This window comes from Aquamicrobium terrae, assembly GCF_040545735.1.
GTDB classification, from domain to species: Bacteria; Pseudomonadota; Alphaproteobacteria; order Rhizobiales; family Rhizobiaceae; genus Mesorhizobium; species Mesorhizobium terrae_A.
Genome location: NZ_JBEPML010000006.1, coordinates 138,617 through 162,556 on the forward strand (window position 1 = coordinate 138,617; position 23,940 = coordinate 162,556).

Genomic DNA, 23,940 nt, shown 5'->3' on the forward strand with positions numbered 1-23,940 from the left:
TCAGGCGCTCCGGGCCTGGGTGACGGATTCAGGCGTGAAGGTCTTCCATGCGAGGTCGCGCATGCCGCGCATGGCCCTCAGGATTTCCTCGCGGTCAGTGTCGGTCTTGGCATAGGCGGCCAGCACCTGCCGGCCCAGTCCGACATGAAACTTCTCGTCGTTCTCGATCTGCTTGTAGATCCGCACCACTTCATCGAAGCCATGGCGTTCGCCGGCTCTGAAAGTCGGCTCGAAGCTGCCGGATGCGGAGGTCTCGGAGCAGTTCCACGCGGCAATGGCGGCCAGCGGGTGGCGCTCCAGGCAATCCCACAGGAAGTCGCTCCACGGCTTGGCTTCGGGAGGCGTCGAGACGGGAACCTTGCCACCCAGGGATTCAATGGCCCTGCCCACCATTTCGTAGTGCTCGGCTTCCTGAAACGACTGTTTGGCCAGCAGCGTGATGTGGCGCCGCTCGAAGGCCAGGCCATAGCGCCGGATCTGTTCGTTCAGCAGGAAAACGTAGTCGATTTCACGCCAGGCGCGCGGCTGCAGCCATGCTGCGAGAATTTTGGGGTCAGGATTTTGATCGTAAGCGGCGAAGAACGCTTCCGTGGCCTGACGCGTGTTCTCGACGACCGAATCCAGAATCTCGTCGAGTTCGTCGTTGATGTCGTCCAGGCCTTCTCCGCCCCTGATCTTGCGCACGTCAACCAATGTCCATTCCTCCTTCGCAAAGCTGCGGTATTCGTCCGCACGACCGCGTCATCGAATGACCGATGCCGACCCGACCGTGCAGGATTGTGAATTGCTCTGTTGTCCGGGCTCTGAAATTCGCCTGCTCGCCTGATCCCTGCGAACTGCCCTTCTGACAACCGGATGATAGCCCCGGACCCAACCGGAGCAAAACGATTGCAATTGCGCTCTGGTTTAGTTTTACTAAATCAAAATAAAAAAGAGGGAACGGGTGTGAAAAAACTCCCACCATTGCGGGCGGTGCAGGCGTTCGAAGCGTTTGGCCGCCATGGAAGCGTCAGGGCGACCGCCGACGAACTGGGCGTGACGAGTGGTGCGGTAAGCCAGCAGATCCGGCGTATCGAGGATATGCTCGGACTGCGGCTGCTTGAACGGCACGGCAAGGTCATTTCGCTGACGCCGTGGGGACGTATCTACCACAGCCGGATCAGCGGGGCGTTCGACCAGTTGCGGGAAGCGCAGGCCGAATTGCAGGTCTTGCGGGAGGAAAGCAGCCTGGTGGTCAGTTGCCTTCCTTCATTGGCCAGCAAGTGGCTCGGCCCCCCGCTTTTCGACTGGCAGATGAAGACCGGCGCCCATGTTCGTCTGGTGGGAACCGGCGCCGAACCGCAGCGCGGGGACGAACCCGTCGATTTCCGAATTTCCTACGGAGATCGGGTCAAGGCGTTCGAACACTATGCCGAGCTGTTCACCGACTGGGTCGTGCCGGCGTGTTCGCCTGCATTCCTTGCCGCAAATCCTGTGCGGCAGCCGGCCGATATTCTGCGCAGGACATTGTTGGGCATCGAATGGGATTCCGGCTACCAGCAGCCGCCGAGCTGGAGGGACTGGGCGGAAAGTATCGGCGAACGGCCGCCCAACGCACCCAGGGATCTGCGGTTTTCGATTTCCAGCGCCGCCATCGATGCCGCCGTCAACGGGCGTGGATTTGTCCTGGCCCAGCTTTCGATGGTCCGCGACGACCTGATGGCCGGCCGCCTGGTCGCCCCCTTCGATCTGCGCCTCAAACTGGCGCAAACCTATTTCCTGGCATGGGAGCTTTCCGCGCTCGACAAGCCGCTCGGCGCAGAACTGCGGGCCTGGATCGTCAGGATTTCGCGCCGTCAGGCCGCCTTGAACCGGGAGTTGCTGCCCGGTGGGCCGGTTCCTTCCGGCGGCCAGGATGGAGGCCAACTGAAAAAAATTTAGCGGGAAAACCCGGGCCCGCCAGATTTTGCTCGCCTGTGCGCGCGCTCGCGTAACATAAATTTTTGGGAATGCATACAAAGTAATCGATATTGCATGCGATAAACTTTTGAGTATCGTTTGCGTTGGTCCGGATGAAGTTTGCCCGGCAAGGCTGAATCGCAAGAACCCGGCCGGCGCAGGACGGACCACTGCATCTACATGATGGGAGGGAGTTATGGCGGAAGCCCCGAAAGCGATGCAAAGGCGCGTGGCCATTGCAAGCCTGATAGGAACGACTATCGAATTCTATGATTTTTACATATACGGCATCGCCGCAGCACTTGTATTCAGCAAGATCTTCTTCCCGAGCCTTGATCCTGTAGTTGGAACCATCGCGGCTTTTGCCACCTTTGCGGTGGGCTTCGTTTCGCGCCCTCTGGGAGCGGTCGTGTTCGGCCATTTCGGCGACCGCATCGGCCGCAAGGCCATGCTGGTCGCCTCGCTGGTGACCATGGGCGTCGCGACGGTTCTGATCGGCCTCCTGCCGACCTACGATTCCATCGGCATTACCGCACCGGTCCTTCTATGCCTGCTGCGCTTTCTTCAGGGCATAGGCCTGGGTGGCGAATGGGGCGGAGCGGCGCTGGTCGCGACCGAATTCGCACCCAAGGGGCGGCGGGGGCTGTTTGGTGCTCTTCCGCAGCTCGGCAGCGCCCCCGGCTTCCTGCTTTCCAACGGCATCTTCCTCGGCCTCAGCCTTTTCCTCAGCGACGAGCAATTCATGAACTGGGGATGGCGAATTCCGTTCCTGCTCAGCACCGTCCTCATCGTCTTCGGCCTGTATATCCGGCTCAGCATAGCCGAGACGCCGGTCTTCCAGCGGGTGCTCGATAAGGAAGCCCAGTCGTCCGCGCCGATCGTAAGTGTCCTGAAGACCAATTCGGTTCAGGTTGTTCTGGGAGGCATGTCGACGGCCATTACCTATGTGCTGTTCTTCACCACCGGAACTTTCGGCCTCTCCTATGGGGTGCAGACACTTGGCCTCGAGCGCTCCCATATGCTGAGCCTGACGATGGTTGCGGTTGTCGCCATGGCCACATCGACGCTGGTTTGCGGCATGCTGGGCGATCGCTACGGCCGTCCGCGCGTCATCACGATTTCGGCCTTCGTCGCGATCATCTGGTCGTTCTTCTTTTTCCCGATGCTCGACACCGGCAATTCCTGGCTCATTGCGCTGGCGTTGTCCATGACGCTGGCCGTCATGGGAGGAATCTATGGTCCGATGGGCGCCTTCCTGCCGGAATTGTTCAAGCCCAGCCTGCGATATACGGGTGCTGCGCTCGCCTACAGCCTGGGCGGGATATTCGGAGGGGCGTTGGCGCCTATCATCGCCACGGACCTCGCGGCCACCTACGGTTCGCACTCCATCGGCTATTACCTCGCGGCCATGGCGGTGCTGAGCATCATTTGCGTCGCAATCTTGCGCCGTCGCATGCCGAAGGACTTTGGGGAAGAAACCGACGCGGCCGAGGCATCGACTGCGTCCAAAGGCTCCGTCGGGTCGGCTCTCTCCACCGGCTGACTGATCACGGTGAGGCGGGCGGCGATGTTGGTCGCCTGTCTCAGAATAAATCAAGTATTTATGTTGCTGCCAAAGAATATCAGGAGCATTTCAATGAAAACGCGTGCCGCTGTTGCCGTTGGAGCAGGCAAGCCTCTGGAGGTGATGGAGGTTGACCTTGAGGGCCCGCGCGAGGGCGAGGTGCTGGTCGAGGTCAAGGCGACCGGCATCTGCCACACCGACGAGTTCACCCTGTCGGGGGCCGATCCCGAGGGTATCTTCCCGGCCATCCTCGGCCATGAGGGGGCGGGCGTGGTGGTCGATGTCGGCAAGGGCGTGACCAGCCTGAGGAAGGGCGACCACGTCATCCCGCTCTACACGCCCGAATGCCGGTCCTGTCCGTCGTGCCTGTCGCGCAAGACCAACCTGTGCACGGCCATCCGTTCGACCCAGGGGCAAGGCTTGATGCCCGACGGCACCTCGCGCTTTTCGGTCGGCGGCGAGACGATCCACCACTATATGGGCTGCTCGACCTTCTCCAACTTCACCGTGCTGCCCGAGATCGCGCTGGCCAGGGTCAACCCGGACGCGCCCTTCGACAAGATCTGCTACATCGGCTGCGGGGTGACGACCGGCATCGGGGCGGTGATCAACACCGCCAGGGTGGAGATCGGGGCGACGGCGGCGGTGTTCGGGCTGGGCGGCATCGGCCTCAACGTCATCCAGGGGCTGCGGCTGGCCGGGGCCGACATGATCATCGGCGTCGATCTGAACAACGACAAGAAGGAATGGGGCGAGCGGTTCGGCATGACCCATTTCGTCAACCCGAGCGAGGTCGAGGACGTGGTGGCCGAGATCGTCAACCTGACCAGGCGCGGGGCCGATCAGATCGGCGGGGCCGACTACACCTTCGACTGCACGGGCAATGTCAAGGTGATGCGCCAGGCGCTGGAGGCCTCGCATCGCGGCTGGGGCAAGTCGGTGGTCATCGGGGTTGCGGGGGCGGGCCAGGAGATCGCGACGCGGCCGTTCCAGCTGGTCACCGGGCGCAGCTGGATGGGCACCGCCTTCGGCGGCGCGAGGGGCCGCACCGACGTGCCGCGGATCGTCGACTGGTACATGGAGGGCAAGATCCAGATCGACCCGATGATCACCCACACCATGCCCCTCGACGACATCAACAAGGGCTTCGACCTCATGCACAGGGGCGAAAGCATCCGAAGCGTCGTGGTATATTGAGGCTGCGGCGGCTGGCCTTCGATGTCCGGGACCGCGAACAAGCAAAAAGGCGGAGGAGGAACTCATGACAAGTACCGTGACGATACATCCGGCCCTCGACGGCGGGGTGAAACAGGGCAGCGCCGGCTTCGAGGGGGGCACGCTGGTATGCGCCTGCGCCAGCCGGCCGGTGAAGGTGGCCATCAAGGGCCAGATCGCCCACAACCATGCCTGCGGCTGCACCAAGTGCTGGAAGCCGGAAGGAGCCGCCTTCTCGATCGTCGCGGTGGCCGCCCACGAGAATGTTGCCGTCGTCGAGAACGGCGACAAGCTTGCGGTGGTTGATGCCTCGGCGCTGATCCAGCGTCATGCCTGCAAGGAATGCGGCGTGCACATGTACGGCCCGGTCGAGCGCGACCACCCGTTCAAGGGGCTGGATTTCATCCATCCGGAGCGCTTCGGGGAGAGCGGCTGGCCCGAACCGGGCTTTGCCGCCTTCGTCTCCTCGATCATCGAGGCGGGCGTCGACCCTGCCGAGATGGATGGCGTGCGCGCTCGGTTGAGGGAACTCGGCCTCGAACCCTATGACTGCCTGTCGCCCGGATTGATGGACTACATCGCCACTTGGACCGCCAGGAAATCCGGCGTCCTCAAGCAGTGACGGCCCGGCACATGGGCCGTCCGGGCAAGTGAGTGCACCCGGACCTGGTTGAAAGTACGGACAGACGCTTTCGTCCGACCGGGACTGGACGAAAGTTCCATGCGTTGTGACTGCCTGGCCAAGACAGCAAACGCGCCGGTCGCCTTGCTACAGCAGCCGGCCGGTTCGCAAAAAATCGCTGTACTTTGCCCGTTGCGGCGGGCAGCCCGCGCATGCTAACGAAGCGCGGCGCGGGTATGATGTAATGGTAGCCTGTCAGCTTCCCAAGCTGAACGCGCGGGTTCGATTCCCGCTACCCGCTCCAAGTCATCCGCGCGGTTTTCCCTGCGTCGAGCATTTTTCCGCCAGACGGAATCGTCTGGCGTTGCAGGAATGCGGGCCGGAGCTGCGGGTGGCGTCCGCCAGTATGCCCGCGGCCCCTTGGTCCTGCGGCTTAGTATTGGCCGCGATAGTAGCGCTCGTCGCATTCCGCGACATAGACGCGGCCGTCCGGCGCGCGATAGCGGCACATCTGGCGGTCGCCCGGCTGCGGGCCGCCCGAGGTGGCCACAACGGCTCCGAGCAGCGCGCCGGCGCCGGCACCGATCAGCGTGCTCTTGGTGTCGCGGCCGATGGCCTGGCCGACCAGCGCGCCACCGGCACCACCCAGTGCCGCACCAGTGGTGGCGCGTTGCTGCTGGGGCGTCTGCGAGCAGCCGGCAAGACCGATCGTCAGGGCTACGGCGCCCATGGCGGCAAATTTGAGGATGTTCATCTGGTCCTTCTCCTTGTCTGAAAGCCGGCCCCACATTGCACAACAAACATGAACGCAGCCTGACCGCAATGGGTTCCCCGGGCCTTCATGCATCGGCCGTGGCAGGGGATGGAGAGCCGGGAAGGCATCCGCGCCATGCGCGGATGCCCGTGTCGATAGGGGAGGCGGCAGCCTCCGCTCAGAACGCGCCCGAGAGCGAGAGGAAGTAGGCCCTGCCCGGTTCGTTGAACGTGTTGGCCCCGTCGCCGGTTCGGAACAGCCTCTCGTCGAAGATGTTGTTCACGCCGGCGGCGAGCTTGAGATTTTCGTTCAGTCGGAAGTCGAGGCTGGCGTTGACGACGGTGTAGGCCTTGCGGGCGTTCAGCTCATCCCCTTCACGCGGTTCACCGCTGGTGGAGTTCCAGGTGAGCGGCTTGATCCTGCCGTAATGCGTGGCCGACACGGTGAAGCCGAGGTCCTCGGTCGCCTGGTAGTTCAGCGCCGTGTTGATGGTGTACTCGGGCACCAGAGACAGGGGCTGTCCGTTGGAGTCCTTGGACTCGATCATCCTGGTGGCGTTCGTCGTCCAAGTCAGCTTGTCGAAAACCGGAACGGCGAGATTTGCCTCCAGACCGGAAATGACAGCAGGTCCGCCATTCTCCCAGCGGTAGAGACGGGTGCCTTCCGTGGGACGGTCGGGGAACTGGAACCAGATCGGCTCGTAGCCGGTGATGATCTTGTTCTTGTAGTCGTTGTGGAAGTAGGTGATGCCCGCGTTCCAGCCGGCATCGTCGGTGTAGTTGATGCCGATTTCCTTGTTGACGCTGACTTCCGCGTCGAGATCGGGGTTGCCGATGATGTAGCACGACATCCCGAAATAGGGTGCCCGGCATCCGAAGCCGCGGCTCGTATAGACATAGTTCGGGTTGAGCTGGAAGAGGTTGGGCGCCTTGAAGGCCCGCGCGATGCCGGCCTTCAGCGTGATCTCGGGTGTGAAATTGTAGGACGCATTCAGGCTCGGGCTCCAGTTCAAGCCGAACTTGTCGTGGTAGTCCACCCGCAGTCCCGGCGTCAGGATGAAGTCGTCGGAGATCATGATGTTGTCTTCGGCATAGATGCCGAACATGTGAGCCGAGGATTTCGGGTCACGGTCTTCCGGGTTGTTTGGAATGCCGAAATCGATGCCGTTGCTGATCGTCTGCCGGATCGAAATGGGATCGTCCATCAGCTCGCCGCGATAGTCGACGCCGAGCGTCAGCTTCTGGTCGAAGTGGAGCGAAACCGGGATGTTGAACTCGCTCTTGGCGTAGATGTTGTCGAGCGTCGCCGTGCCCCAGGTCGGGCCGTCCCCGCCGGTGGAGATGGTGCCTTCGCCGCCGCCGGCAAGGCCCTCGTTGAGGCGCTTGTTGACGGTATGCTCCCACTGGATGGAGCTTTCCGACGTGCCGAAATCATACTGGCCGTAGTGGGTGGCGGCGAGCGCCGAGCGGGTCATGCGGTTGGTTTCGTCACCGTTGCGCGCGATCTCCTTGAGGATGTCGCTGCCGGTGCCGCCATATTGCGTATCACCCGCATACTGGTTGCTCTGCCGGCTCCAGTTCGCCTCGAAGTCGAGCCGGTGGGACTCGTTGACCTCCCAGGACAGCAGGCCCTTCAGGTCCTTGTTGACGACGCCCTCGCGGCCGGCCGGCGCCGTGACCCCGTCTGTTTCCCCGCCGTTGATGCTGAGCTTGTCCGGCTCCTGCTCGCCGATGCCGGCAAAGAAGCGGTAGGACAGAAAATCGTTGATCGGGCCGGATGCCAGAAGGTTGGCGCGCCTGCTGCCGCCTTCGTCCGAATGCTCCGGGACGTTGAAATAGGTGTTGACGCTGTAGGTCGCCTTGTCGGGACGCTTGGTGATGATGTTGATCACGCCGCCCGATGCGCCCGACCCGTAGCGCGCCGCCGCCGGTCCGCGAATGACCTCGATGCGCTCGATGGCTTCTGCCGGCACCCAGTTGGAATCGCCGCGCGTGTCGCGTTCGCCGTTCATGCTGTAGCGCACGGCGTTGCGCGACAGAACCGGCTTGCCGTCGATGAGGATCAGCGTGTTCTCCGGCCCCATGCCGCGGATGTCGATCTGGCGATTGTTGCCGCGAACGCCGGTCGCTGAGTTGCCGGTCAGGTTGATGCCGGGCATCTTGCGCACGATCTCGGATATGTCGTTGGTGGGCGGTGTCTTGGCGATGTCCTCGGCGGATATGTTGGAGACACCGGGTGCCTGTTTGAGCTGCTCCTTTGCCGACAGAACCGTGATTTGGTTGAGGACGATATCGCCGGATGCCTGTTGGCTGGCTGTTTCTTCCTCGTCTTCGGCCGTCGAGTTCGCCGTCTGGGCCAGCGCCGGAAAAACAGAAAGCGATAGCAGCAGGCCCAAGGCTGTTACCGTTCGAGATGTCGGGCGGAAATGCATTTCGATAGTCCCTCACTTCAGATGTCCGACAGGCGCGATCCGCCCCACAGGGAGAGTTCCCATGCGGCTGGTCGGTCGACTGGCTGAAGTGGAGGGGAGACGGTGCCGGCAGAAAAGCCGTTGCGGTTCAGTGTTCGATCATGTGCATCGGCGTTTGACATTCGCCGCACAGGCGGGAAGGCCCGTCCGGCAGTTCTCCTGCTCGACCGCTCTGCACGATGGCCGAGCGGGCGTTGAAAAAACATGACTTTAAAAGTCAACAAATCCTATAGGTCGGACCCGGAAAAATAGGAAGGAGAGATTTGCGCCGGCCGGACAAAGAGGGGGAGAGTGGCAAAAAGGCCGCAGTTTTCACCGCGGCCTTTTGCGTCCGGTCCCGGAGACAGGCTTCGATATCAATAGATGTCGAAGTCGAAATACTTGTCCTGGACCTTCTTGTAGGTGCCGTCGGCAACGATGGCGTCGATGGCTGCGTTGAGCTTCTCGCGCAGCTCGTTCTCGCCCTTGCGGATGGCGATGCCGGTTTCCAGCTCGGTTCCCGCGACGTCGCCGATCATCTTGCAGCAATCGGCATCGGCCGAGTTCTTCAGCCAGTCGACCATCACGAACTTGTCGGAGACGACGGCATCGAGGCGACCGTTGATGAGGTCCTGCACCGCCTCTTCCTGGGTCGGATAGAGTTTTACGTCGGCGCCGGCCTTGGCGTAGTGGTCCTGGGCGTAGATCGCCTGCGTGGTCGCCGCCTGCGCGCCGACCGTCTTGCCGGCGAGGTCTTCGGGCGTGGTGCCCTTGAGGTCGCTGTCCTTGACGGCGGCCACGGCCAGCGGCGTCACATAGTATTTGTTGGTGAAGTCGACCTGCTCCTTGCGTTCGTCGGTGATCGACATGGAGGCGACGATGGCGTCGAACTTGCCGGCCTGCAGGGCGGGGATGATGCCGTCCCAGTCCTGCACGACGAATTCGCATTCCACCTTCATCTGGTCGCACAGCGCCTTGGCGATGTCGACGTCGAAGCCTTCGAGCTTGCCGTCGGCGGTCAGCGTGTTGAAGGGAGGATAGGCACCTTCGGTGCCGATCTTGAGCTTGCCCCCTTCCTGTGCCGCTGCCTGCCCGGCAGCAAGGGCGACCACGGCTGCCGTGGCGACGCCCGCGAGCCATCCGGAAATTCGCATAGTGAACCTCTTCCCAAAAATCACAGGCCCCCTTTGGCCTGGAGGGCAGCCAAGCACAGCCATCGGCCCGACACAAGCCGAAAGCTTTAGGGTGAAAGCAGTGCGGGCGCTGACCTTGCGTCAGGAGGCGCTGCGGAAATGCTTGGACAGTTTCAGGCCCTGCGCCTGGTAGTTGGAGCCGAGATCGGTGCCGTAGAGCGCCTTGGGGCGCTTGAGCATGTGCTCATAGACCAGCCGGCCGACGATCTGGCCGTGGTCGAGGATGAAGGGCACCTCGTGGCTGCGCACCTCCAGCACGGCGCGGCTGCCGGTGCCGCCGGCGGCCGAATGGCCGAAGCCCGGATCGAAGAAGCCGGCATAGTGCACCCGGAATTCGCCCACCAGCGGGTCGAAGGGCGTCATCTCGGCGGCATGCAGCGGCGGCACATGCACCGCCTCGCGGCTTACCAGGATGTAGAACTCGTCCGGGTCCAGCACCAGTTCGGCGGCGCCGCGATTGTAGAGCGGCTCCCAGAAGTCGAGCACGTCGTGCGCGGCGCGGCGGTCCACGTCGATCAGGCCGGTGTGGTGCTTGGCGCGGTAGCCGATCAGCCCGCCGGCGTCGCCCTCGAGGTCGATCGACAGGGCGATGCCGCCACCCGAAATGTCGGGCGGCTCGGTGGCGACCAGCGTCTCGCTGCGATGAAGCGCGCTGAGTTCATCTTCGGACAGCAGCGCATTGCCGGTGCGGAAGCGGATCTGCGACAGCCGCGAGCCGGTCCGGGCGATGATGGGGAAGGTGCGCGGGCTGACTTCCAGATAGAGCGGGCCGTGATAGCCGGCGGCGATCTTGTCGAATTCGGCGCCGTGGTCGGTCATCACCCGCGTGAAGATGTCGAGCCGCCCGGTGGAGCTTTTCGGATTGGCCGAGGCCGAGACGCCGGCCGGCAGCGCCAATGTCTCCAGAAGCGGCACGATGTAGACGCAGCCTGTCTCCAGCACCGCGCCCTGCGTGAGGTCGATCTCGTGCAGTTGCAGCCGGTCGAGCTTCTCCGCCACGCTGTGGCCGGGACCGGGCAGGAAGGAGGCGCGCACCCGCAACGCCTTTTCGCCGAGCCGCAGGTCGAGGCTGGCCGGCTGGATCTGGTCGGCGTCGAGCGCGCGCGGCGCGGCCAGCGCGCCGCTTTCGAACAGCGCGGCGATGTCCTGATCGGGTAGAATGCCTGTCTGACGCAAGGGTACGCTCCCGGCCGATGATCGGGCCACAATCGCGAATGTCTTAAACATACGGCCGATTGACGCAAGACGGAGCGGGGTTTAAAGGAGGCTTATCCCGTGGTGATTTGGCCGGTCGGCTTGCAGCCACGTTAAACAAGTCGCTAAAGGACCGTCTGGCCTCAAGGCCGTCTGTACCGGTTGCGACTTTCGTGACCGGTTTTTTTGTTGTTGGAAGAGAGCCATGACATCAGACAAGACACGCAATTGGAGACCCCGCACCACGCTGGTGCACGGTGCAACGCTCAGGTCCCAGTTCGGCGAGATGTCGGAGGCGATCTTCCTCACGCAAGGCTATGTCTACGAGACGGCCGAGTCGGCCGAGGCCCGCTTCAAGGGCGAGGTGCCCGGCTTCATCTATTCGCGCTACGCCAACCCCACCGTCGACATGTTCGAGAAGCGCATGTGCGCGCTGGAAGGCGCGGAGGACGCCCGCGCCACCGCCTCGGGGATGGCCGCCGTGGCCGGCGCCATCCTGTGCAGCCTGAAGGCCGGCGACCATATCGTGGCGGCGCGCGCCCTGTTCGGCTCGTGTCGCTGGATCATCGATGTCCTGGCGCCGCGCTACGGCATCGAATCCACGCTGGTCGACGGCACCGACATCGCCAACTGGGAACAGGCAGTGCGCCCCAACACCAAGCTGTTCTTCCTCGAAAGCCCGACCAATCCGACGCTCGAGGTCATCGACATCGCCGCCGTCGCGGGACTGGCCAATTCCATCGGCGCGCGCCTGGTGGTCGACAACGTCTTCGCCTCGCCGCTGTTGCAGCGGCCGCTGGATCTCGGCGCCCATGTCGTCGTCTATTCGGCGACCAAGCATATCGACGGGCAGGGCCGCTGCCTCGGCGGCATCATCCTGTCCGACAAGGACTGGATCGACGAGAACCTGCACGACTATTTCCGCCACACCGGCCCCTCGATGTCGCCCTTCAACGCCTGGGCGCTGCTGAAGGGGCTGGAGACGCTGCCGGTGCGCGTCGACCAGCAGATGCGCTCTGCCGCCCGCATCGCCGATTTCCTGGCGCAGAACCCCCATGTCGAGCGGGTCGTCTATCCGGGCCGTCCCGACCATCCGCAGGCCGACATCATCGCACGGCAGATGTCGGGCGGCTCGACGCTGATCTGCCTCGATATCAAGGGCGGCAAGAAGGCGGCATTCGCCTTCCAGAACGCGCTCGACATCGTGCTGATCTCCAACAATCTGGGCGACGCCAAGAGCCTGATCACCCATCCGGCGACCACCACGCACAAGAACCTGAGCGAGGAGGCGCGCGCCGAAAGCGGCATCGGGCCGGGCACGCTGCGCTTCTCGATCGGCCTCGAGGACGCCGACGATCTGCTGGAGGACATCGAGCAGGCGCTGTCCGTAGCCGCCAAGACGGCCTGATTGTTCCGGCCCCGGAGGCGGGCTTCAGCGGCCCGCCTTCGGTGCGACGGAACGCCAGGCCATGGTCATGGCGTGGCGCAGCGTGGCTTCATCGGCGCCGGCGAGCGCCACCTCGGTCCAGCCTTTGCGGCCCCATGCGCCGGCGGCGGGCGAGAAGATGTCCGCCGCGGTTTCCATGAGAAGCCCTTGCTGGTCGGGCGCGAGCTTCAGCACCGCCCGTCCGTCGCTTTCGCGCCATGTCGCGAATATCCGGCCCTTCACGCGGAAGTCCGTGACATCGAAATGACTGCCTTCGGCGGCGCCCTCGAAGGACAGCGCCATGTCGCGAAACTGTTGTCCTGTCGTCATCGGCGTGTTCCCTGCTCCCATCATGCCAAAAGCCGCATCAGGATGCGAGGCCGGCAAGGTAGGGGCTTGACCGGCCGCGGGCGGAGGCCAATTCTTCCTGTCGGGAGGGCGAAGCATGTACAGCGCCACCACACGTGACATCGAGGTCAGGGTCCGGCCCTTCTATCTGGAGGAGCGGTCCGATCCAGCGGAAAGCCGCTATGTGTGGGGCTATCGGGTGACGATCTGGAACCACTCGGGCGAGTTCGTCCAGCTCATGTCGCGCTACTGGCGCATCACCGACGGCACCGGACATGTGGAGGAAGTGCGCGGCGCCGGCGTGGTCGGCGACCAGCCCGAACTCGACCCCGGCGACAGCTACGAATACACCTCCGGCTGCCCGCTCACCACGCCGTCCGGCTTCATGGTCGGCAGCTACACGATGCGCAACGCCAAGGGCGAGACCTTCGACGTCGCCATTCCGGCCTTCTCGCTCGACCTTCCCGGCGAGCGGCGAACCGTCAATTGAGGCTTTTTCAGAAAAAAGCCGGCCCGTTGTGGCGCGCCGGCGGGTTGGTGATCAGTCTGCGGCCGGCAGGAACTCGGCCGGGTCGAACTCATAGGCCTTCGAGCAGAACTGGCACTCGACGCGGATGCGCCCGTCCTCGATGCTGTCGCGCACCTCCTCGGCGGTGAAGCCGTCGAGCATGCCCTTGATCCGCGCCTGCGAACAGGAGCAGCGGTCGGTGACCTCGACGCCGTCGAAGACGCGCACGCCATGTTCGTGGAACAGCCGGTAGAGCAGCCGCTCCGCGCCCACCGTCGGATCGATCAGCTCGGCCGGCTCGATGGTGCCGACCAGCGCCAGAAGCTCCTGCCAGGCGTCGTCCTGCGGATGGTGGCTGGGCTCGGTCTCGTCGCCGTCGCCGCCGTTGAGGTCGGGCATGCGCATGCGCTCGGGCGCCTGCGGCAGGAACTGCGCCAGCAGGCCGCCGGCCCGCCACTGCTCGGCGCCGCCGGCCACGACCTGCTTGGCGACGGCGAGCCTGAGGTCGGTCGGGATCTGTTCCGACTGCCGGAAATAGACGCGCGCGGCCTCCTCCAGCGAGATGCCGTCGAGCTGCACGATGCCCTGATAGCGCTGCATATGCGCGCCCTGATCTATGGTCAGGGCCAGCACGCCGGAACCCAGCAGGGCGATGTCGTCAGTCCTGCCCTCGGCTTCGAGCGCGGCCACCTTGTCCGCATCGAAGCGGGCATAGGCGCGCAGCGCATCCGGCGTGCTGAAGTCGGCCACCAGCATGTCGACCGGCCCGTCGGTGCGCGTCTGCAGGATGAACTTGCCCTGGAATTTCAGCGACGTGCCGAGCAGCACGGTGAGCACGCCGGCCTGGGCCAGCAGCCGCGCGACGGGCTCCGGATAGGCATGGCGCGACAGGATGGTGTCGAGCATGGCGCCGAGCTGCACCGCGCGGCCGCGCACGTCGAGCGCGGCGACCTCGAAGGGCACGACATGGTCGTCGCCGGCATGGCCGAATTCACCAAGCTTTTTCTCGCGGGGCTTTGCTTCGTGTCCGGTCACTGTCATGGATTCCAGCATGGCTTGTCTCCGGCCGCGGGCCCCGCCTTAGCAAGCAAGGCCGGCCCCTGGCATCGTCGTGGTGTGGGATGGTGCGCCGGAGATAGGCACCGACCCCGACGGATTCAAGCGCTGCCGCTAGGCGCCCGCGTCCAGGCACCAGGCCAGGATGGCCTTCTGGGCGTGCAGCCGGTTTTCGGCCTCGTCGAACACCACAGAATTCGGGCCGTCGATCACCTCGTCGGTGACCTCCTCGCCGCGATGCGCCGGCAAGCAGTGCATGAACAGCGCGTCCGGCTTGGCCCTGGCCATCAAGGCGGCGTTGACCTGATAGGGCAGGAACACGTTGTGCCCGCGCGCCCGGTGCTCCTGGTTCATCGACACCCAGGCATCGGTGACGACGCAGTCGACCCCGCTCACCGCTTCCTCGGCGGTCGGGAAGAAGGTCACCGAAGCGCCGTTGGCGCGCGCCCAGTCGACATAGCTCTGCATCGGCTCGCTGCCTTGCGGCACGGCGACGTTGACGTTGAAGGAGAAGCGGGCGGCCGCCTCCATCAGCGAGTGCAGCACATTGTTGCCGTCGCCGGCCCAGGCGAAGGTGCGCCCCGCCACTGGGCCGCGATGCTCCTCGAAGGTGAGGATGTCGGCCATGATCTGGCAGGGATGGGTGTCGTCGGTCAGCGCGTTGATGACCGGCACGCTGGCGCTCTCGGTCAGTTCGATCAGCCGTTCATGGTCCGTGGTGCGGATCATGATCGCGTCGACATAGCGCGACAGCACCTTGGCGGTGTCGGCGATGGTTTCGGAACGGCCGAGCTGCATCTCGGTGCCGGTCAGCATGATGGTCTCGCCGCCGAGCTGGCGCATGCCGACATCGAACGACACGCGGGTGCGGGTCGAGGGCTTGTCGAAGATCATCGCCAGCACCTTGCCTTCGAGCGGGCGGGTGCGTTCACCGGCCTTGAGGCGCGCCTTTCGCCGTGCCGCATCGTCCAGCATGGAGCGCAAATCCTGCGCTGAAACGGTGGACAGGTCGGTGAAGTGGCGCAGGCTCATCTATCGGCTTCCAATCACTTTGCTTCTGCGGGCACCCGGGCCAGGCTGGCTGCCCCGGCGCGGATGCGGGCAAGCCCTTCCTGGATCTCCGCATCCGTCAGGGTCAGCGGGGGCAGCAGGCGGATGACGTTGTCGCCGGCCGGAACGGCCAGCAGCTTGTGGTCGCGCAGGGCGGCGTTGACCTCGCCGGCCGGCAGCACGCATTTCAGCCCCAGCATGAGACCGGTGCCCCTGATGCCTTCGATCACGCCCGGGAACTCGTCGGCGATGGCGGCAAGCCCCTGCTTCATGAGCAGCGCCTTGCGCTGCACTTCCTCCAGGAAACCGTCGGCCAGAACCACGTCGAGCACCGCGTTGCCGACCGCCATAGCCAGCGGGTTGCCGCCGAAGGTCGTGCCATGCACGCCGGCGACCATGCCCTTCGCTGCCTCTTCCGTGGCGAGGCAGGCCGCCATCGGGAAGCCGCCGCCGATGCCCTTGGCGATCGCCATGATGTCGGGCGCGACACCGCTCCACTCGTAGGCGAACAGCTTGCCAGTGCGGCCGATGCCGCACTGGACCTCGTCATAGATGAGCAGCAGGCCGTGCTTGTCGCACAGGTCCCGAAGCCGCTTCAGCGACTGGCCGGGCAGCGGGCGGATGCCGCCTTCGCCCTGCACCGGCTCGACCAGGATGGCGGCGGTTTCGGGCGTGATGGCCTTCTCCAGCGCTTCCCTGTCGTCGAACGGCACCTGGTCGAAACCCTCGACCTTGGGGCCGAAGCCCTCCAGATATTTCTGCTGGCCGCCGGCCGCGATGGTGGCCAGCGTGCGGCCGTGGAAGGCACCCTCGAAGGTGACGATGCGATAGCGCTCGGGCTGGCCGTTGGCGTAGTGATAGCGCCGCGCCGTCTTGATCGCGCATTCGAGCGCCTCGGCGCCGGAATTGGAGAAGAACACCTTGTCGGCGAAGCTCGCCGCGACCAGCCGCTCCGCCAGCCGCGTCTGCCCGGGGATGTCGTAGAGGTTGGAGACATGCCAGAGCTTGCCGGCCTGCTCGGTGAGCGCGGCGACCAGATGCGGATGGCCGTGGCCCAGCGAATTGACGGCGATGCCGGCGGCGAAATCCAGATACCGCTCGCCCTTGTCGGTCACCAGCCACGAGCCTTCGCCGCGCTCGAAAACCAGAGGTATGCGGGCGAAAGTATCGTAAAGCGCCGAACCGCTCATTATATGCGTCTCCGGGACCGGAAATTAAAAAGCCGCCCATTCGGCGGCTCCCAGCGCTTATCATGGTTTTGGGGTGCGCTGTCAATGGAAAGTCGCCCCCGCCATGCGGGCCGGATGGCCCCCGTCCGGCGGCGGGTTGCGGCCCGAAATGACGGGTCAAGTTGGGGAAAACCGCAAAAACTGATTCGGGTTTCGATCCCGACTCTTGTCACCGAGTCCATGCATATTGTAGTTATGGACGTGAAATAACTAGATTTCGTGCGGCATACCCAATCATCCACATAGATGTGGTGCCTGACCGGCTTTTGTCGGAACGGGAAGGGATTCCGAGGGCCGCACGTCCAAAGGAGCGCAGTCTCATGAACTGGACTGACGAGCGAGTTGAGCTCTTGCGAAAATTGTGGGCGGAAGGGCTGAGCGCCAGCCAGATCGCCGCGCAGCTGGGCGGCGTCAGCCGCAATGCGGTGATCGGCAAGGTGCACCGGCTGAAGCTGTCCGGCCGCGGCCGCACCACGGCCGCGCCGGCCCGCCAGAAGAAGACCTCCTCGCCTTCGGTGTCGAAGCCGGCGCGTTCGGCCAGCCCGGCCCGCAGCGCGGCGCCGACCGTCGGCGCGACCGCGTTGCAGGTCCAGTTCGACGCCGAGCCGGTGGCGCGCCAGCACCTGCGTGCCGTGGAGAACGTTGTCGTGCCGATCTCGCGTCGCCTCGACCTTACCGAGCTCACCGAGCGCACCTGCAAGTGGCCGAACGGCGACCCGCTGTCGGAGGATTTCCATTTCTGCGGCAACGAGGCGGGCGAATCCGGCCCCTATTGCGCCTATCACGCCCGGCTTGCCTTCCAGCCGGCCTCGGAGCGCCGCCGCCTGCGCTGATCGCAGCACGACTTTGCTGCCCTAACCGGAACCCCGCCGCGAGGCGGGGTTTTTCGCGTTGCGGGCCTGACGGCTGGCATGTCGGAAAAAACATGCTAGCATCGCCATGTCCGATGGAAAAAATCAACAATCGGGGGGTTGAGTTGGTCAGTCGGGTCTTCATAAGGCGGGTTTCGCCAAGTTGGGTTTTAACCGGGCGCGGTAGGGGAGCCCTATCCCTGCCGTTCGCGGGCAATAGATCGACGGATCGGGGGACGTTGCCTGTACGATCCTGAGGTGGCCGGAATCCTGTTTCGGCGGGTGGTCTGAGGGTCGCTTTCAGCATTTCACGACAAACCGGTGTGCTTCCAGCGGTCGACGGCTGTCGGCCAGGGGCATGGCGCCTTGCGCGGCCTGTCTCGGCGGGCAGTCGGCTGTCGGCGAAACAGGACCTGCGGCCGCAAGCAATGTCATGGATGACCAGCTTGGATGGCACAGGCTTGGACGACAAAGGGGGGAGGTGTCATGCATCGAACGGTCATCGAGATCGGAGGCGGCGCCGGCGGGGGCCGTGGTTCCTATCCCAGCCGGGAGCGGGCCGGGACGGTTTCGGGTCCCGCCATCCGGGCACGGGTCGACGGCTGGAGCACGGTCGAGGAATGGCGGCCGGTGTTGCGGCGGCTGGCCATTCCGCCGCCGGTGGCGGCGCGGCTCCTGCGCACGCGCGGGGCGCGCAAGGATGTCCTGTCCGCATTGACCGCATCCGGGGCCCCGACCAGAGGCGAGGTCATCCGGGCCCTGGCCGATGAAACGGGCCTGCAGTGGCTCGACGCCATCGACCCGCAGCGGCTGGTGCTCAGCGACGACCAGCTTCTCACGCTCCTGCGCGGTGATGGCGACCACCTGCCGGTGAGATATCTGGAAGGCGGGAGTTCGGTTTCCCTCCTGCTTCCCTCAAAGCTCATCCGCCCCGGACGCATGTGCGCCTTTCTGCGCGCTCGTCCGGGCCTCGCGCCGCGGGTGAGGATCGTCGATGAGAAGTCGCTGCGCGCGGCGCTGGTCGAACGCGGGCGCCCGCTTCTGTCCCGCATTTCGGTCAACGGCCTGTCGGACCGCCGTCCCGACATGTCGGCCCGCGTCGTCGCCAATGCCTGGCAGGGCTATGTCGTGGGCATCGTCATGGCCCTGCTGCCGGTCGGGCTGATACTGGCGCCGACGCTGGTGCTGGCGCTTGTCCATGTGCTGGCGACGTTGTTTTTCTTCTCCTGCGTGGCGCTGCGCCTCCTCGCCGCCCTGATGTCGGGCTCCGTGGAACATGAGCCGCCGCCGGCACCGGCCGGAAACCTGCCGACCTATTCCGTCCTTGTCGCCCTCTACAAGGAAGCCGATATCGTTCCCGACCTGCTGACCGCGCTCGACTGGATCGTATGGCCGCGAGACAAGCTGGAGATCAAGCTGGTCTGCGAAGCCGACGACCATGAGACGCTGGCGGCGATCCGCGCCGGTCCGCTGCCTGCCCATATCGAGGTGGTGGAGGTGCCCGATATCGGCCCTCGCACCAAGCCCAAGGCGCTTTCCTATGCCCTGCCGATGACCAGCGGCGAGTTCGTGGTGCTCTACGATGCCGAGGACTGGCCGGACCCCATGCAGCTTGCCGAAGCCTGGGCCCGTTTTCGCAAATGCGGGCCGGACGTCGCCGTGCTGCAGGCGCCGCTTGAAATCTCCAACGGGCCGGAGAGCCTGGTGGCGCGCATGTTCGCCTTCGAGTACCGGGCGCTGTTCCGAGGCCTGCTGCCTTTCCTCGCGCGCCATCGGCTGATCCTGCCGCTCGGCGGCACCTCCAACCATTTCCGCCGCGCCGCACTGGAAGAGGTTGGCGGCTGGGATCCGTTCAACGTCACCGAGGATGCCGATCTGGGATTGAGGCTGGCGCGGTTCGGCTACCGGGCCGAGACGCTGTCGTCGCCGACCTACGAGAAGGCGCCCCGCAGGCTCGGCATCTGGGTGCCGCAGCGCACGCGCTGGTTCAAGGGCTGGGCCCAGACCTTCCTGGTGCATATGCGCCATCCGGTGCGCCTCGCCCGCGATCTCGGCCTGCCTTCCTTCCTTGCGGCGCAAGTGCTTCTGGCCGGCATGCTGGCCTCGGCGCTGCTGCATCCGTTCCTGCTGGCGACCTTCCTTGTCAGCGGCGCGCGGCTGCTGCTCGGCGTTTCGAAGGGGGCGGCCTATCCGGTGCTGATGGCGCTCGATGTGGTCAATGTCACCTGCGGCTACCTCTCCTTCCTGCTGCTCGGCTGGCGAACCATGGGAAAGGGACAGAGGCGTGGTTTCTGGAAGGTCGTTCTGCTGACGCCCGCCTATTGGGCGATGATGTCCTGGGCCGGCTGGCGCGCGCTGTGGCAGCTCTGGCGCCAGCCGTTCCGCTGGGAAAAGACGCCGCACGAAACCATGCTGGCAACGCTGGCCGGCAACGTCCGCAGGCAGTGACGCCCTGCTGGTTTACGCCATCAGCAGGGACGAGCCTTCGCCGATGATCTTGCCGTCCTCCTCGCCGATGACGGCGAGGTCGCGGCCGTCATAAGGCAGCGAAAGCAGCACGCGGCGGATGACGGCGAGCCGGGCCCGGCGCTTGTCGTTGGCGCGCACTACGGTCCATGGCCCGGCCTTGCTGTGGGTGGTCTCGATCATCAGGTCGCGGGCCTTGGTATAATCGTCCCAGCGGTCGATGCCGGCGATGTCGATCGGCGAGAACTTCCAGTTCTTCAGCAGGCTGTGGCGGCGATCGTGGAAGCGCTCGAGCTGCGTCTCCTGGCCGATGTCGAGCCAGAACTTGAACAGATGGATGTCCTCGTCGCGGATCATCTGCTCGAAACGCGGCGCTTCCTCCAAGAACTGCCTGTGCTGCTCGGGCGTGCAGAAGCCCATCACCGGCTCGACGCCCGCCCGGTTGTACCAGGAGCGGTCGAAGGACACGAACTCGCCGGTGGTGGGGAGGTGCGCCACATAGCGCTGGAAATACCATTGGCCGCGCTCGGTCTCGGTCGGCTTGGTCAGCGCCACGGTGCGCGCGGTTCTGGGGTTCATGTACTGGTGCAGCGCGAAGATCGTGCCGCCCTTGCCGGCCGCGTCGCGCCCCTCGAACAGGGCGATGACGCGCTGCCCGGTCTCCTGCATCCAGGCCTGCGCCTTGACCAGCTCGATTTGTAACGCCTCCAGCGTGGCCTCGTAGTCGTCCTTCTTCAGCTTCTTGTCGTAGGGATAGCCGCCCGCGGTCAGCTTGTGCTCTTCCACCCAGTCGGGCAGCTTCGGGTCGTCGATGTCGAACAGCCGCTTCTTCCCGCCGACCTTGATCTTCAGGGGTTCGGCCCCTGTTGTCATCGCAGTGTCATCGGAGTTTTTCATTCAGGCGAACCTTTCGCGGATGGAAGTTCGTGCTAGGACAGGATGCGGACCTATAGGAGCAATCTGCCGGACATCATGGCCGATTTGAGTGACCGACAGAAATATGGCGCACAGCGCTTCGTGCGCAACCTGTGGCAGGCACGCTGGCTTCTGGCCGCCACGTTCGTCGCCCTGTTCGCGGTGCAGTGGTTCGCGGAACTGCCTGTCGTGGTCATGCCTGCCGCCGTCGCCGCCTTGCTGCTGGTTGCCGGCATCGCCGGCGGCGCGACGGATGAGGACGGGGAGCGCAAGGCGGGGGCGGAGGCCGGCGGACTGCAGAGCCTTTCGGCCGAGAACCTTGCCGCCGCCGTCACCGATCCGCTGATCGTCTTCGACGACAGCGCGTCGGTCATCCATGCCAATGCCGCGGCCCTTGCGGCGTTCGGCGACCTCAGGCCGGGCATGTCGCTGCAACTCAAGTTCCGGGCGCCGGAAATGCAGGCGCTGATCGATGCGGCTCTGACCGGCAACGGCTCGCAATCCGCCGACTTCATCGACAAGCTGCCGGTCGAGCGCGTCTACCGGGTCACCGCCTCGGCGGTCGGTCACGGTTCGCGCCTGCATGTGCTGCTGTTCAAGGACCAGAGCGAGGCGCGCCGCATCGACCGCATGCGGGCCGACTTCATCGCCAATGCCAGCCATGAGATGCGCACGCCGCTCGCCTCTATCGCAGGCTTCATCGAGACCCTGCGCGGCCCGGCCCGCAACGACCCGGCCGCGCGCGAGCAGTTCCTCCAGATCATGCAGAACCAGACCGGCCGCATGGCCCGCCTGATCGACGACATGCTGTCGCTTTCCCGGCTGGAGATGAAACCCTACCTGAAGCCGGGCACCGAGGTCGACCTGCGGCAGGTGATCGAGAGCGTCGTCGACTCCCTGGCGCCGCTCGCCCGGGAAAACGGCCTCGTCATCGAGCGCGACTTCGCCGACGGGCCGCTGCTGGTGCCCGGCGACCGCGACGAACTTCACCAGGTGTTCGAGAACCTGCTGGAGAATGCCTGCAAATACGGCCAGGACGGCGAGCGCGTCGTCGTCTCCATCGCCCGCAGCGACAAGGCCCCGCAGCCGGGCATCGAGGTGACGGTGCGCGATTTCGGCCCCGGCATCGCCGAAGAGCACATTCCGCGCGTCACCGAGCGCTTCTACCGCATCGATTCCGAAACCGTGCAGTCGCGCAAGGGCACCGGGCTCGGCCTTGCCATCGTCAAGCACATCCTCACCCGCCACCACGGCCGCCTGTCGATCCGTTCCGAGCTCGGCAAGGGCGCCGCCTTCACGGTTCATTTGCCGGCCAACTAGATTTGCGCGGCGGCCCGCATTAGGGTGGGTGGCGGAAATCCTTGCCGGCTTTCGCGCAATTGTCATGTGATTGGCGTACTGGAAGGGAAGAGATAGGGCCGAATCGCGGTCGCGGAGGATGCCGTCAATGCAGTCGGTGCATATCGTCAGCGCCTATGACGAGGAACTGAAATATCTGTCGAAGCGCATCGCCGCCATGGGCGGCCATGCCGAGCGTATGGTCGAGCAGGCCGTCGCCGCCCTCGTCAACGGCGACCCCGATCTCGCCCGCAAGGTCGTCGAGGACGATGCCATCCTCGACCAGGGCCAGCGCGAGGTCGACGACAAGGCGATCCTGCTGATCGGCAAACGCCAGCCCATGGCCACAGATCTGCGCGAGGTGATCGGCGTCATCCGCATTTCGGCCGATCTCGAACGGGTCGGCGATCTGGCCAAGAACGTCGCCAAGCGCGTCGCCTCGGTGGGCGAGGGGGCGCAGCCGGTGTCGCTCTACCGGGGCATCGAGGCGCTGGCCGACCTGGCGCTGACCCAGCTCAAGGAAGTGCTCGACGTCTATGCCTCGCGCTCGGTGGCGACGATCGGCTTCGTGCGCGACCGCGACGACCAGATCGACGCCATGTACACCTCGCTGTTTCGCGAGTTGCTGACCTACATGATGGAAGATCCGCGCAACATCACCCCCTGCACGCATCTCTTGTTCTGCGCCAAGAACATCGAGCGCATCGGCGACCACGCGACCAACATCGCCGAGACGATCTATTTCATCGTCACCGGCGATCAGATGCCGGTGGAGCGCCCGAAGGGCGACAAGACAGACCAGATCGTCATTCCCGCGAAATAGGCTCGAACCAATTCGTTCCGGGCAAACGGCGCGAGGCCTACCGGCTTTCCTGGAACACCACCCGCGTCTTGTCGGAAGATGCCGCCAGCGCCCGCTCGAGCAGCGACTCTGCATGGGCGTTGCGCTCGCGCGCCGTGTTGGCGCCCATCACCACCACGATGTAGCGGCGTCCGTCGGCGCTGTAGGAGGTGACGATGTTGAAGCCGGAGGCGCGGACATAGCCGGTCTTGATGCCGTCGACGCCGTGCACGCGGCCGAGCATGTCGTTGTGGCCGCGCACCAGCTTGCCGCGGAACATGAAGTCGCTGGCCGAGAAGTAGTGGTAATATTGCGGGAAGCGGTTGCGCAGCGCGATGCCGAGAACCGCCATGTCGCGGGCCGTGGTGAACTGGCCCTCGTCCGGCAGGCCGGACGCGTTGCGGAAGGTGGTGTCGCGCATGCCGAGCTGGCGCGCCCTGGCGGTCATGGCGGCGGCGAAGGCTTGCTCGCTGTCGGCGAGATATTCGCCCACCGCCGCCGCGACGTCGTTGGCCGACTTCACCGTCAGGGCCCGGATGGCGGTGTCGACGTCGATCCGCTCGCCGGGCCGCAGGCCGAGCTTGCTGGGCGGCCGTGAGGCCGCGTAGGCGGAAACCGGGATCTCGGCGTCCTTCTCCACGCGCCCGGCCGTCAGCGCCTCGAACAGCATGTAGAGCGTCATCATCTTGGTCAGTGAGGCCGGATAGCGCGGCGAGGTCGAGTTCATCTCGAAAAGCTGCTTGCCGGTGCGCGCATCGACGACGATCGAGGCGTATTTCTGCGGCGCGGCCGGCACCGCAAGCACCGCCTCGGGCGGCATGGTGGTGCTGCAGCCGCCGATCAGCGCCATAAGGGTGAACAGGACGACGAGTTTGTGGAGCAGTCGGGACAAGTGCTTGCCGTGAAAAACAGTGCTGGCAGGAGAATGAAGGCGGAAACCGGCGCGGACCCTAGCCCAAGCCGTTGCGTGCGTCCATCGCTTC

21 protein-coding genes, 1 tRNA gene and 1 riboswitch are annotated in these 23,940 nt (G+C 64.9%); of the genes, 11 read left to right on the plus strand and 11 right to left on the minus strand.

Annotated elements, in window-relative coordinates; translation table 11 throughout:
- A complete protein-coding gene (locus ABID37_RS10865) occupies positions 1-684 on the minus strand; it encodes a hypothetical protein (protein WP_354194765.1) in 684 nt (227 codons plus the stop codon).
- A gap of 171 nt (positions 685-855) precedes the next feature.
- On the opposite strand from ABID37_RS10865, the gene ABID37_RS10870 reads away from it, so the two are divergent.
- The 5 genes from ABID37_RS10870 (at position 856) to ABID37_RS10890 (ending at position 5,643) form a co-directional block, all read left to right on the plus strand.
- The gene (locus ABID37_RS10870) at positions 856-1,920 is read left to right on the plus strand and encodes a LysR family transcriptional regulator (protein WP_354194537.1); all 1,065 of its coding nucleotides are present in this window, start codon (positions 856-858) and stop codon (positions 1,918-1,920) included.
- Between the two features lie 214 nt (positions 1,921-2,134).
- Positions 2,135-3,481 (plus strand): MFS transporter, encoded by a 1,347-nt coding sequence (locus tag ABID37_RS10875; RefSeq protein WP_354194539.1) that lies wholly within the window; start codon positions 2,135-2,137, stop codon positions 3,479-3,481.
- Positions 3,482-3,574: 93 nt separating this feature from the next.
- Positions 3,575-4,699, plus strand: a complete 1,125-nt coding sequence (locus tag ABID37_RS10880) for an S-(hydroxymethyl)glutathione dehydrogenase/class III alcohol dehydrogenase (protein WP_354194541.1) — start codon at positions 3,575-3,577, stop codon at positions 4,697-4,699.
- A gap of 64 nt (positions 4,700-4,763) precedes the next feature.
- The gene (gene gfa / locus ABID37_RS10885; RefSeq protein ID WP_354194543.1) at positions 4,764-5,339 is read left to right on the plus strand and encodes an S-(hydroxymethyl)glutathione synthase; all 576 of its coding nucleotides are present in this window, start codon (positions 4,764-4,766) and stop codon (positions 5,337-5,339) included.
- Between the two features lie 230 nt (positions 5,340-5,569).
- Positions 5,570-5,643: transfer RNA gene (locus tag ABID37_RS10890), tRNA-Gly, on the plus strand.
- A gap of 129 nt (positions 5,644-5,772) precedes the next feature.
- Here ABID37_RS10890 and ABID37_RS10895 read toward each other — a convergent pair.
- From ABID37_RS10895 to ABID37_RS10910, 4 genes are all read right to left on the minus strand, one after another.
- Positions 5,773-6,093: a YMGG-like glycine zipper-containing protein gene (locus tag ABID37_RS10895; RefSeq protein ID WP_354194545.1), complete on the minus strand. Its 321-nt coding sequence runs from the start codon at positions 6,091-6,093 to the stop codon at positions 5,773-5,775.
- A gap of 178 nt (positions 6,094-6,271) precedes the next feature.
- Positions 6,272-8,488, minus strand: coding sequence for a FepA family TonB-dependent siderophore receptor (locus tag ABID37_RS10900; RefSeq protein ID WP_354194547.1), 2,217 nt, complete (start codon positions 8,486-8,488; stop codon positions 6,272-6,274).
- Between the two features lie 431 nt (positions 8,489-8,919).
- The gene (locus ABID37_RS10905) at positions 8,920-9,696 is read right to left on the minus strand and encodes an ABC transporter substrate-binding protein (RefSeq protein ID WP_354194549.1); all 777 of its coding nucleotides are present in this window, start codon (positions 9,694-9,696) and stop codon (positions 8,920-8,922) included.
- A gap of 120 nt (positions 9,697-9,816) precedes the next feature.
- A complete protein-coding gene (locus tag ABID37_RS10910) occupies positions 9,817-10,911 on the minus strand; it encodes a 2'-deoxycytidine 5'-triphosphate deaminase (protein ID WP_354194551.1) in 1,095 nt (364 codons plus the stop codon).
- Between the two features lie 89 nt (positions 10,912-11,000).
- A riboswitch (SAM riboswitch) is annotated at positions 11,001-11,078 on the plus strand.
- 56 nt (positions 11,079-11,134) lie between these two features.
- Here ABID37_RS10910 and ABID37_RS10915 point away from each other — a divergent pair.
- Entirely contained in the window at positions 11,135-12,337 is a 1,203-nt protein-coding gene (locus ABID37_RS10915; RefSeq protein ID WP_354194553.1) for an O-succinylhomoserine sulfhydrylase, read from the plus strand.
- A 24-nt stretch (positions 12,338-12,361) separates the two neighbouring features.
- On the opposite strand, the gene ABID37_RS10920 is transcribed toward ABID37_RS10915, so the two are convergent.
- Complete coding sequence (locus tag ABID37_RS10920; RefSeq protein WP_354194555.1) at positions 12,362-12,685, minus strand: MmcQ/YjbR family DNA-binding protein; 324 nt, start codon at positions 12,683-12,685, stop codon at positions 12,362-12,364.
- A gap of 115 nt (positions 12,686-12,800) precedes the next feature.
- Here ABID37_RS10920 and apaG point away from each other — a divergent pair, with 115 nt between their 5' ends.
- Positions 12,801-13,193 (plus strand): Co2+/Mg2+ efflux facilitator ApaG/CorD, encoded by a 393-nt coding sequence (gene apaG / locus ABID37_RS10925; RefSeq protein ID WP_354194557.1) that lies wholly within the window; start codon positions 12,801-12,803, stop codon positions 13,191-13,193.
- A gap of 51 nt (positions 13,194-13,244) precedes the next feature.
- On the opposite strand, the gene ABID37_RS10930 is transcribed toward apaG, so the two are convergent.
- From ABID37_RS10930 to ABID37_RS10940, 3 genes are all read right to left on the minus strand, one after another.
- The gene (locus tag ABID37_RS10930) at positions 13,245-14,264 is read right to left on the minus strand and encodes an Hsp33 family molecular chaperone (protein WP_354194559.1); all 1,020 of its coding nucleotides are present in this window, start codon (positions 14,262-14,264) and stop codon (positions 13,245-13,247) included.
- A gap of 117 nt (positions 14,265-14,381) precedes the next feature.
- On the minus strand, positions 14,382-15,299 hold the full coding sequence (gene argF, locus ABID37_RS10935) for an ornithine carbamoyltransferase (protein WP_354194561.1): 918 nt from the start codon (positions 15,297-15,299) through the stop codon (positions 14,382-14,384).
- A gap of 14 nt (positions 15,300-15,313) precedes the next feature.
- Positions 15,314-16,507, minus strand: a complete 1,194-nt coding sequence (locus ABID37_RS10940) for an aspartate aminotransferase family protein (RefSeq protein WP_354194563.1) — start codon at positions 16,505-16,507, stop codon at positions 15,314-15,316.
- 359 nt (positions 16,508-16,866) lie between these two features.
- On the opposite strand from ABID37_RS10940, the gene ABID37_RS10945 reads away from it, so the two are divergent.
- Together ABID37_RS10945 and ABID37_RS10950 are read left to right on the plus strand one after the other, a co-directional pair.
- Positions 16,867-17,379 carry a GcrA family cell cycle regulator gene (locus ABID37_RS10945; protein WP_354194565.1) on the plus strand — a complete coding sequence of 171 codons (513 nt, stop codon included), beginning with the start codon at positions 16,867-16,869 and terminating at the stop codon, positions 17,377-17,379.
- A gap of 504 nt (positions 17,380-17,883) precedes the next feature.
- Positions 17,884-19,845: a glycosyltransferase gene (locus ABID37_RS10950; RefSeq protein ID WP_354194567.1), complete on the plus strand. Its 1,962-nt coding sequence runs from the start codon at positions 17,884-17,886 to the stop codon at positions 19,843-19,845.
- 12 nt (positions 19,846-19,857) lie between these two features.
- Here the strand turns inward: ABID37_RS10950 and ppk2 are convergent, their stop codons facing one another.
- The gene (gene ppk2, locus ABID37_RS10955; protein ID WP_354194569.1) at positions 19,858-20,736 is read right to left on the minus strand and encodes a polyphosphate kinase 2; all 879 of its coding nucleotides are present in this window, start codon (positions 20,734-20,736) and stop codon (positions 19,858-19,860) included.
- A 66-nt stretch (positions 20,737-20,802) separates the two neighbouring features.
- On the opposite strand from ppk2, the gene ABID37_RS10960 reads away from it, so the two are divergent.
- Complete coding sequence (locus ABID37_RS10960) at positions 20,803-22,098, plus strand: sensor histidine kinase (protein ID WP_435521553.1); 1,296 nt, start codon at positions 20,803-20,805, stop codon at positions 22,096-22,098.
- Between the two features lie 127 nt (positions 22,099-22,225).
- Entirely contained in the window at positions 22,226-22,939 is a 714-nt protein-coding gene (gene phoU, locus ABID37_RS10965) for a phosphate signaling complex protein PhoU (protein ID WP_354194571.1), read from the plus strand.
- A gap of 37 nt (positions 22,940-22,976) precedes the next feature.
- Here phoU and ABID37_RS10970 read toward each other — a convergent pair whose 3' ends face one another.
- On the minus strand, positions 22,977-23,807 hold the full coding sequence (locus ABID37_RS10970; protein WP_354194769.1) for a D-alanyl-D-alanine carboxypeptidase family protein: 831 nt from the start codon (positions 23,805-23,807) through the stop codon (positions 22,977-22,979).
- Positions 23,808-23,940: the final 133 nt, after the last annotated feature.